Annotated in this window: 7 protein-coding genes; 4 read left to right on the top strand and 3 right to left on the bottom strand. The window is 69.2% G+C overall.

From position 1 onward, the window contains the following. Positions 1–20: 20 nt before the first annotated feature. Genes EFK50_RS01980 through EFK50_RS01970 form a run of 3 tightly spaced genes read right to left on the bottom strand, consistent with a single transcriptional unit; the run spans position 21 to position 2,586 of the window. The gene (locus EFK50_RS01980; protein ID WP_123225873.1) at positions 21–893 is read right to left on the bottom strand and encodes a COX15/CtaA family protein; all 873 of its coding nucleotides are present in this window, start codon (positions 891–893) and stop codon (positions 21–23) included. Continuing rightward, on the bottom strand, positions 884–1,657 hold the full coding sequence (locus tag EFK50_RS01975) for an ABC transporter permease (protein ID WP_246003982.1): 774 nt from the start codon (positions 1,655–1,657) through the stop codon (positions 884–886). Before EFK50_RS01975 ends, EFK50_RS01980 begins: the two co-directional genes overlap by 10 nt. After that, entirely contained in the window at positions 1,654–2,586 is a 933-nt protein-coding gene (locus EFK50_RS01970; RefSeq protein ID WP_123225872.1) for an ABC transporter ATP-binding protein, read from the bottom strand. The genes EFK50_RS01975 and EFK50_RS01970 overlap by 4 nt, the downstream gene beginning before the upstream one ends. Positions 2,587–2,708: 122 nt before the next feature. Between EFK50_RS01970 and EFK50_RS01965 the strand changes: the two genes are divergently transcribed. From EFK50_RS01965 to EFK50_RS01950, 4 genes are read left to right on the top strand one after another with little or no spacing between them, the layout of a single operon-like run. Continuing rightward, positions 2,709–3,389 (top strand): helix-turn-helix transcriptional regulator, encoded by a 681-nt coding sequence (locus EFK50_RS01965; protein ID WP_221177245.1) that lies wholly within the window; start codon positions 2,709–2,711, stop codon positions 3,387–3,389. After that, positions 3,386–4,804 carry a Fe-S cluster assembly protein SufB gene (gene sufB / locus EFK50_RS01960; RefSeq protein ID WP_123225870.1) on the top strand — a complete coding sequence of 473 codons (1,419 nt, stop codon included), beginning with the start codon at positions 3,386–3,388 and terminating at the stop codon, positions 4,802–4,804. The genes EFK50_RS01965 and sufB overlap by 4 nt, the downstream gene beginning before the upstream one ends. Positions 4,805–4,849: 45 nt before the next feature. After that, the gene (gene sufD / locus EFK50_RS01955; RefSeq protein ID WP_123225869.1) at positions 4,850–6,031 is read left to right on the top strand and encodes a Fe-S cluster assembly protein SufD; all 1,182 of its coding nucleotides are present in this window, start codon (positions 4,850–4,852) and stop codon (positions 6,029–6,031) included. Further along, the gene (locus EFK50_RS01950) at positions 6,031–6,345 is read left to right on the top strand and encodes a non-heme iron oxygenase ferredoxin subunit (protein WP_123225868.1); all 315 of its coding nucleotides are present in this window, start codon (positions 6,031–6,033) and stop codon (positions 6,343–6,345) included. The genes sufD and EFK50_RS01950 overlap by 1 nt, the downstream gene beginning before the upstream one ends. Positions 6,346–6,347: the final 2 nt, after the last annotated feature.

Genomic DNA, 6,347 nt, shown 5'->3' with positions numbered 1-6,347 from the left:
GATGCTCATCGGTCGCCTCCTCAGGCTTCGCGGGTCGCCAGCACCGTCCAGGTCATGGTCGCCATCATCACCGCGGCGCCGAGCATATGGAATCCAACCAGAACGACCGGCAGATCGGTGAAGTACTGCACGAACCCGATCGCGCCCTGCGCGACCGCGACGATCAGCAGCAGCCGGACGGCGCGGGTGGCCTCGGGGCGGGCCCGGGTCGCGATCAGCAGGAACCAAAGGCCCACGGTCAGGCCGACGAAGAGGAAGACCAGGTCGGCGTGGAGCTGGGAGAGCTGCAACGGGTCGAGGCCGTTGCGGGGGGCGTCCTCGTCGCCCGCGTGCGGACCCGAGCCGGTGACGACCGTGCCGACGTACAGGACGGCCCAGAGGGTCCCGTACGCCGCCCACGACAGGGCGCGGACGGGCCCGGTCCAGGTGGCGGCCGGGAGGGGCGCGTCGGACTGGCGGAGGAAGGCCACCGCGAGGCTGATCATCGCCAGCGAGCAGAGCAGGTGGAACGAGACCACCCACGGGTTCAGGTCGGTGAGCACGGTGATGCCGCCGATCACCGCCTGGGCCGGGATGCCGAGCGCGAGGATCAGGGCCAGCGTGCGGAGACTCGTGCTGCCGGTCTGCTTGGCCTTCTGGACGGCCGCGACGAAGGTCGCCACCGCGATCGCGACGAGGACGAAGGTGAGCATCCGGTTGCCGAACTCGATGGCCGAGTTGATGTTCATTTCGCCGTGCGGGGTGAACGACTCGTCGGTGCAGCGCGGCCAGGTCGGGCAGCCGAGCCCGGAGCCGGTCAGCCGGACCGCGCCGCCGGTCACGACCAGGAGGCCGTTGGCGAGCAGCGTGGCCCAGGCGAGCCTGCGCAGGTGCTGGGCCAGGTCTACTCCCACTTGAAGGTCCTGGCGGTGAGGATGGTACCGACGGCGGCCCAGATCGCGAGCACGGCGAGGTAGCCGCCGGAGAACTCGCCGTGGATCAGCGCGTTGCGCATCGCCTCGCCGAGCGCGCCGGAGGGGAGGTGGTCCAGGACCACCTTGGCGCCGCCGTACTCGGACACCGGGAGCACCACGGCGCCACCGGCCATCAGCAGCAGGTAGATCAGGTTGGCGGCGGCCAGGGTGGCCTCGGCGCGCAGGACGCCGGCGACGAACAGGCCGAGCGAGGCGAAGGCTGCCGTGCCCAGCAGGATCGCGGCAGCGGTCGCGGCCAGTGCGGCGGGGCTCAGCTCCGGGCTCCAGCCCATGGTGAGGGCGACGGCGCCGATCACGATCACCTGGAGGACCTCGACCAGGAGCAGCGCGCCGACCTTGCCGGCCAGCAGGCCGGCCCGGGGGAGGGGTGAGGCGCCCAGGCGCTTGATCACGCCGTACCGGCGCTCGAACCCGGTGGCGATCGCCAGCGAGGTGAACGCCGTCGACATCACCGCTAGAGCCAGCACCCCGGGGGTGAAGGTGTCGATCGCGGACTGGTCGAAGTCGAAGCCGACGTGGTTGGCGCCGACGACGCCGCCGATCAGGACGATCACCGGGATCACCACGGCGAGCAGCAGCTGCTCGCCGTTGCGGATCATCAGGCGGGCTTCCATCCGGGCCTGTGCCGCGACCTGCTTCGCGAGCGGCGCACTGCCGGGGGCCGGGGTGAAGGTGCCGGTCACGACTCGAGCTCCCGTCCGGTGATCTCCAGGAAGACGTCCTCGAGGTTGCGCTGGCCGAGGTTGAGCGATTCGGGGAGCACGCCCTGCGTCTCGCACCAGGCGGCCACCGTCGCCAGCGTGGTGTGGTCGGCCGGGCCGGTGATCAACAGGCTGATCTCGCTGATCGGGCGGACCTCGACCTGGTCGCCGAGGGCGCGTTGCAGGTTCTCGGGGGCGCCCTCGGGGAACGGCTTGGTGACGACCAGCCGGATCGTGGCGGTGCCGCCCCGGGTGAGCTCCAGGGGCGTCCCGCTGGCGATCATCCGGCCCTGGTCGATGATGTGGATCCGGTCGGCGAGCCGCTCGGCCTCGTCCATGTAGTGGGTCGTGAGCACCACCGTGACGCCGTCGTCGCGGAGCTCGCCGAGCAGTTCCCAGGTGCTGCGCCGGGCGAGCGGGTCCATCCCGGCGGTGGGCTCGTCGACGAAGACGACCTCGGGCCGGCCGACCACGGCCATCGCCAGGCCGAGGCGCTGCTGCTGGCCCCCGGAGAGCCGTCGGTACGGCGTCCGGCCGCAGTCGTGCAGCCCGATCCGGTCGGCGAGCATGTCCACGTCGAGCGGGTTCGCGTGCAGCTTGGCGATGTGGGTCAGCATCTCCAGGGCGCGGGCTCCGCTCCAGGCGCCCTGGCCCTGCAGCATCACGCCGATCCGGGGGATCAGCGCGCTGCGTTGCCGGATCGGGTCCATCCCCAGGACGCGGACCGAGCCGGCGTGCGGTCTCCGGTAGCCCTCGCAGGTTTCCAGGGTGGTGGTCTTGCCGGCGCCGTTGGGTCCGAGGACGGCGGTGATCGTGTTCCGCTCGACGGTGAGGTCGAGGGCGTCGACGGCCACCTTGTCGCCGTACCGCATCACGAGGCCGGCAACCTCGACAGCGGGGGAGGAAGGCACCAGCGGATTCTAGGGCTCCGCTCCTGAGCCCTTCCTGAGAGGGGCCCGTTTACGCAGGTCAGAGGTTAGGTGACCCTTATTTGAATCCTTGATTTCATTAAGGGCACACTGGTGTTGTGGAAATCGACCAGGGCCTGTCCTCAGGCATCGACGAGCCGACGCGCGAGCGCGTCGTCCGGTCGATCCTGGAGAACGGCGCCTCCACCGCGGCGGCTCTCGCCTCGCGCCTGGCGCTGACCCCGGCCGCCGTACGCCGGCACCTCGACCAGCTGCTCGGCGAGGGTGCGATCGAGGCTCGCGAGCAGCGGCTCGGGGCCTCCCGGGGCCGCGGCCGGCCGGCCAAGGTCTTCGCGCTGACCGATGCCGGTCGCGACCACTTCGACCAGCAGTACGACGACCTGGCCGTCCAGGCGCTGCGGTTCCTGGCCGAGACCGGCGGCGAGGAGGCCGTGCGCGCCTTCGCGGAGCGGCGGGCCGGTTTCATCGAGAAGGACTTCGCCGCCGTGATGGCCGCCAACCCGGGGTTCTCGCCGGCGCAGGCGCTCGCAGCGATCTTCACCGCCGAGGGCTACTCCGCGACCGCCAAGGACCTCCCGGTCGGCGAGCAGCTCTGCCAGCAGCACTGCCCCGTCTCGCACGTGGCCCACGAGTTCCCGCAGCTGTGCGAGGCCGAGACGGAAGCGATCGGTCGCGTTCTCGGTTCACATGTACAGAGGCTCGCCACCATCGCCCACGGCGACGGTGTCTGCACGACCTGCATCCCCCGCTCACCCGAATCAAGGCAAGAAAAGGTGTCCTCATGACGAGTATCGAAGACCTGAACCCCGAGCTGAAGGGCATCGGTCGTTACGACTTCGGCTGGTCCGACACCGACGTCGCCGGTGCGTCGGCGACGCGCGGCCTCAACGAGGACGTCGTGCGCGACATCTCGAGCAAGAAGAGCGAGCCGCAGTGGATGCTCGACCTGCGCCTGAAGGGCCTCAAGCTCTTCCACCGCAAGCCGATGCCCACCTGGGGCGGCGAGCTGGAGACGATCGACTTCGACAACATCAAGTACTTCGTCCGCTCCAGCGAGAAGCAGGCGACCTCGTGGGAGGACCTCCCCGAGGACATCAAGAACACCTACGACAAGCTCGGCATCCCGGAGGCGGAGAAGCAGCGCCTGGTCGCCGGCGTGGCCGCGCAGTACGAGTCCGAGGTCGTCTACCACTCGATCCGCGAGGACCTCGAGGAGCAGGGCGTCATCTTCGTCGACACCGACACCGCGCTGCGCGAGCACGAGGAGCTCTTCAAGGAGTACTTCGGCACGATCATCCCGGTCGGTGACAACAAGTTCGCCGCGCTGAACACCTCGGTCTGGTCGGGCGGCTCGTTCATCTACGTGCCCAAGGGCGTCCACGTGGACATCCCGCTGCAGGCCTACTTCCGGATCAACACCGAGAACATGGGCCAGTTCGAGCGCACCCTGATCATCGTCGACGAGGACGCCTACGTGCACTACGTCGAGGGCTGCACAGCGCCGATCTACTCCTCGGACTCGCTGCACTCCGCCGTCGTCGAGATCATCGTCAAGAAGGGCGGCCGCTGCCGCTACACGACCATCCAGAACTGGTCGAACAACGTCTACAACCTGGTGACCAAGCGGGCCATCTGCGAGGCCGGCGCCACCATGGAATGGGTCGACGGCAACATCGGTTCCAAGCTGACGATGAAGTACCCCGCCGTCTACCTGATGGGCGAGCACGCCAAGGGCGAGACCCTCTCGATCGCGTTCGCCGGCGAGGGCCAGCACCAGGACGCCGGCGCCAAGATGGTGCACGCCGCTCCGAACACGTCGTCCTCGATCCTCTCGAAGTCGGTCGCCCGTGGCGGTGGCCGGACGTCGTACCGGGGGCTGATCCAGATCAACGAGGGCGCGCACGGGTCGAAGTCGAACGTGCTCTGCGACGCGCTGCTGGTCGACCAGATCTCGCGTTCGGACACCTACCCGTACGTCGACATCCGCGAGGACGACGTCTCGATGGGGCACGAGGCCTCGGTCTCGAAGGTCTCCGACGACCAGCTGTTCTACCTGATGTCGCGCGGCATGGAGCAGGACGAGGCGATGGCGATGATCGTCCGCGGCTTCGTGGAGCCGATCGCGAAGGAGCTCCCGATGGAGTACGCGCTCGAGCTCAACCGGCTGATCGAGCTGCAGATGGAAGGGGCGGTCGGCTGACGCCCTGCGTCCCGGCACCCCGTCCTCACCACTAGAGAGAAATTGATGACCATCACGAAGGAGAGCGTCGCCTCGGCGCTCGAACTGTCCACCGACCGCGTCGACTCGCACCTCCACCCCGAGGGCTCGTTCGACGTGGCCGCGCACGAGGTTCCGACCGGTCGCGAGGAGGTCTGGCGGTTCACGCCGCTGAAGCGGCTGCGCGGCCTGGCCGACGACGTCGCGTTCGGCACCGGCACCCTCAAGGTCGACGTCGACTCCGCAGACGGCGTCGTCGTCGAGCAGGTCGGCGCCGACTCCGCCCTGCGCGGGTCCTCCGGCCTGGTTCCGCTGGACCGGGTCTCGGCGCGCGCCTGGGCCGCGGCACCGGACGCGACCGTCGTACGGATTCCGACCGAGCACGTCGCCGCCGGCGCCACCGTCCTCACCATCAGCGGTACCGGGATCGACACCCTGGCCGCCGGGCACACCGTGATCGTCGCGGAGAAGTTCTCCAAGGCGACCGTCGTCCTGCGGTTCGAGGGCTCGGCCGTGCTGGCCGACAACATCGAGATCGTCGTCGAGGACGGCGCCGACCTGACCGTCGTCTCGATGCAGGACTGGGCCGACGACGCGGTGCACCACTCCAGCCAGCACGCCCTGATCGGTCGCGACGCCAACCTCAAGCACGTCGCGGTCACCTTCGGCGGCGACCTGGTCCGGCACGACACCACCGCCGAGTACGCCGGCCCCGGCGGCTCCGTGGAGATGCTCGGGATGTACTTCGCCGACGCCGGCCAGCACATCGAGCACCGGCTGTTCGTCGACCACACCGCGCCGAAGACCAAGAGCAACGTCATCTACAAGGGCGCGCTCCAGGGCGAGGGCGCGCACGCGGTCTGGATCGGCAACGTCCTGATCCGCAAGGTCGCCGAGGGCATCGAGACCTACGAGGAGAACCGCAACCTGGTGCTCACCGACGGGTGCCGGGCCGACTCGGTCCCGAACCTGGAGATCGAGACCGGTGAGATCGAGGGGGCCGGGCACGCGTCCGCGGTCGGCCGCTTCGACGACGAGCAGCTGTTCTACCTGCGCTCGCGCGGGATCGAGGAGTCCGAGGCCCGTCGGCTCGTCGTGCACGGCTTCTTCAACGACCTGATCCGCAAGATCGGTGTCGACGCGCTGGAGGAGAAGCTGACCCTGACCGTGGAGGCCGAGCTCGCCAAGAACGTCCTGAAGGCGCTCTGATGGCTTTCGTTCGTGCCTGCTCGCTCGCGGAGGTCGCCCCGGGGGCGGCGCTGCGGGTGGAGGTCGACGGCCTGGACATCGCCATCGTGCGTGACGGCGACGACTTCTACGCCATCGAGGACGAGTGCAGCCACGCGGCTGTGGCGCTGTCCGAGGGCGACGTGGAGGGCTGCGAGATCGAGTGCTGGATGCACGGCTCGCGCTTCGACCTCCGCACCGGCAAGCCGCTCGGCCCGCCGGCCACCGAACCCGTTCCTGTCTTCCCGGTGCAGATCACCGGTGACGACGTACTTGTTGATCTAGGAGAGAACTGATT

Source organism: Nocardioides marmoriginsengisoli (assembly GCF_003725695.1).
GTDB lineage: Bacteria > Actinomycetota > Actinomycetes > Propionibacteriales > Nocardioidaceae > Marmoricola > Marmoricola marmoriginsengisoli.
Note: the sequence above shows the minus strand (reverse complement) of the source record. Positions and strands in the feature narration are given on the sequence as shown.